Origin of the sequence: Cupriavidus sp. UYPR2.512 (assembly GCF_000379565.1) — a bacterium.
GTDB lineage: Bacteria > Pseudomonadota > Gammaproteobacteria > Burkholderiales > Burkholderiaceae > Cupriavidus.
In genome coordinates, this window is the sequence record NZ_KB903026.1 from 1 (window position 1) to 2,270 (window position 2,270).

Annotated in this window: 1 protein-coding gene and 1 pseudogene; both read left to right on the top strand. The window is 61.1% G+C overall.

Annotated elements, in window-relative coordinates; translation table 11 throughout:
• Positions 1–599: 599 nt before the first annotated feature.
• A pseudogene (locus A3A5_RS44910) lies at positions 600–1,436 on the top strand (transposase); the annotation flags it as partial.
• 589 nt (positions 1,437–2,025) lie between these two features.
• Positions 2,026–2,270: hypothetical protein (locus A3A5_RS0118310; protein WP_018311996.1), on the top strand; the 245-nt coding region annotated here is incomplete at its 3' end.

The window sequence follows — 2,270 nt, forward strand, 5'->3', positions numbered from 1 at the left end:
CCTGGCCCAGGACAATGCAGCGAGCCACGGGCTTTCCGGATTAGTGCCGGCGAAGTCGAGCGCGACATACAGCGGCCGGAGATGACGGCGGATACATGTTGTCCACAGGCGCCCATTTCAACGCGTATGTCTTCGCAACACCTTCTGACTCCATCTGAAACTCTACTGGAGCAGTATGGTGCGCATCCAGCCGTACCCTAGCAGCATTCGAACATGTATCGAGCTGGGCCGGGTCGATAGAATGCCGCTCCCCCAGGTTTTCAAAGACAAGGTAGAGTTTTTCCTGCACGGCTTGTTCTTCTTGTTGACGAGATTCCGGTAATCTATCGCGTAACCATGGCACCGTAAATATGCCTAGGGTGGGGTAACAGAAGGATGCGGCTCAGTTAGCTCGCAGAGTTCTATGAAGACTCAAGCATAATGCATACGCAGCGGCTGGTGTCGCGGAGGCTCGTGAACGGTAGGCGAGAGGTTTGACCTGGCAAAGGCTGGTCTGGCGAAAGGCAATAGTTAATGCCTCCCGCCACGTATCGGCCTTTTTGGGTTCAACCTCATCAAAAGCCAGGCCGCTTCGGTTCCGGCGCATCGAGAATCAGGTCGTCGACAGGCTGGCAGAGAATCTGCAGCAGGTTGAGCGCGTCCTGGCCCAATCCGCTATTCAGGACGACAGGCTGCGCAAGCTGCTGACCATCACCGGCATCAACACCACTGTGGCGATCGGGTTGATCTCGGCCATCGGCGATATCGCTCGCTTTCGCTCGCCGGAGAAACTGGTCAGCTACTTTGGCCTCAATCCTTCGGTCTACCAGTCCGGCCCGCAACCAGCAAAGCACGGACACATCAGCAAGCGCGGACGTTCCTATGCGCGTGCCATGCTGGTCGAGGCTGCCTGGGCCGCAGCCCAAACGGCCGGCCCCGTGCGAGCCTTCTTCCTACGTGTCCGCGATCGTCGCGGTCAGCAGATCGCGGCTGTTGCCACGGCACGCAAGCTGGCGATCATCGTCTGGCACGTCCTCACGCGTAACGAATCCTTCGCCTGGGATCGCCCAGCGCTGACTGCGCGAAAGACCCGTGAGCTGGAACTGCAGGCAGGCATGCCTCCTGCGCGTCGCGGTAGCCGCAAGGGGTCTGCCGCCGCCTACAATCTGAAGTCCGTCCGGGATCTGGAGCGTGCAGCCGGCGAGCAAGCCGAGCAGGCCTACCAAGAGGGTCGGCACTATGGGCTGCTTGCCAACCCAGTTCGCCGCGCGAACCTGGCCAGGGCGCGTGAGCTCTTGGATGCCACGCCCCCAGTCACCGCTCCCCCTGGCGACACCGATCTCGCGATGCCCACGCCCTTCGTCTGCCTGCATTGTGGCGCACCGATGCTCATCATTGAGGTCATCCCGCGCAGTGCCTGCATCCGCGGACCGCCACCGCAGCGAGCCCTCGCATGACCCCACATGTCCTACGTATCCAACTCAACCGTCGGCTCTCTGGAGACCGGAGCCGCAAGCGGACACTCGTGCGCGCTGTCCCAGACCGCCTCATGCACGCTCGCGGCGTCCTAACAGTCCAGAGTTGCCGCCATCTCCCGTCACGCCTAGGTCCGCTCTACGCCACACGTCGTCCGACATTCCCAGGCTCTGCTGATCGAGCAAACGCTTGAATCGCCATAGCCCAACACGCCGCATCGGTCCACTCCGCGGTTTCCTCCCTCGAGGATTGTTCGACGCCTGCCCACACGCGCCCTGCCTCTCACAGTCCTGCAGGCGAGGACAGGCATCCAACAATCCTTAACAGCTACTGCCGTTGCACTCCGCGCTTTGCGGGCAGAGTGGGGCGGGGCGATAAGGTCCGATAGCGAACCCCTACCGAACGGCCGCCTCCGGTTCTATACGCTTCTCTCATTGAGCGCCTGTCGGCACTTGGTTTAGTTGGTCAGAATTCGTTAAATGAATAATTAGGCGCTTTGTGAATGCCCGCCAGGCAAGGACTCCTCCTTTATGCTAGCATTGCAGTCAGTGCAAGCATGGAGACTCGATCATGGCGACGCTGACTATTCGAAACATTGACGACGAATTGAAGGCACGGCTTCGCATCGAGGCCGCGCAGAACGGCCGCTCCATGGAGGAGGAGGTGCGCGACATACTTCGACGCACGCTTGGCAAACGGTCAGGCCCGGGCGGCCTGGGGAGCCGGCTGCACCAGAGATTTGCCGCGCTGTCTGACCCGGGGCTGGATCTGCCCTTACGCGTGGAGCAGCCGCGGTCGGCGGAATTGCCTGAATG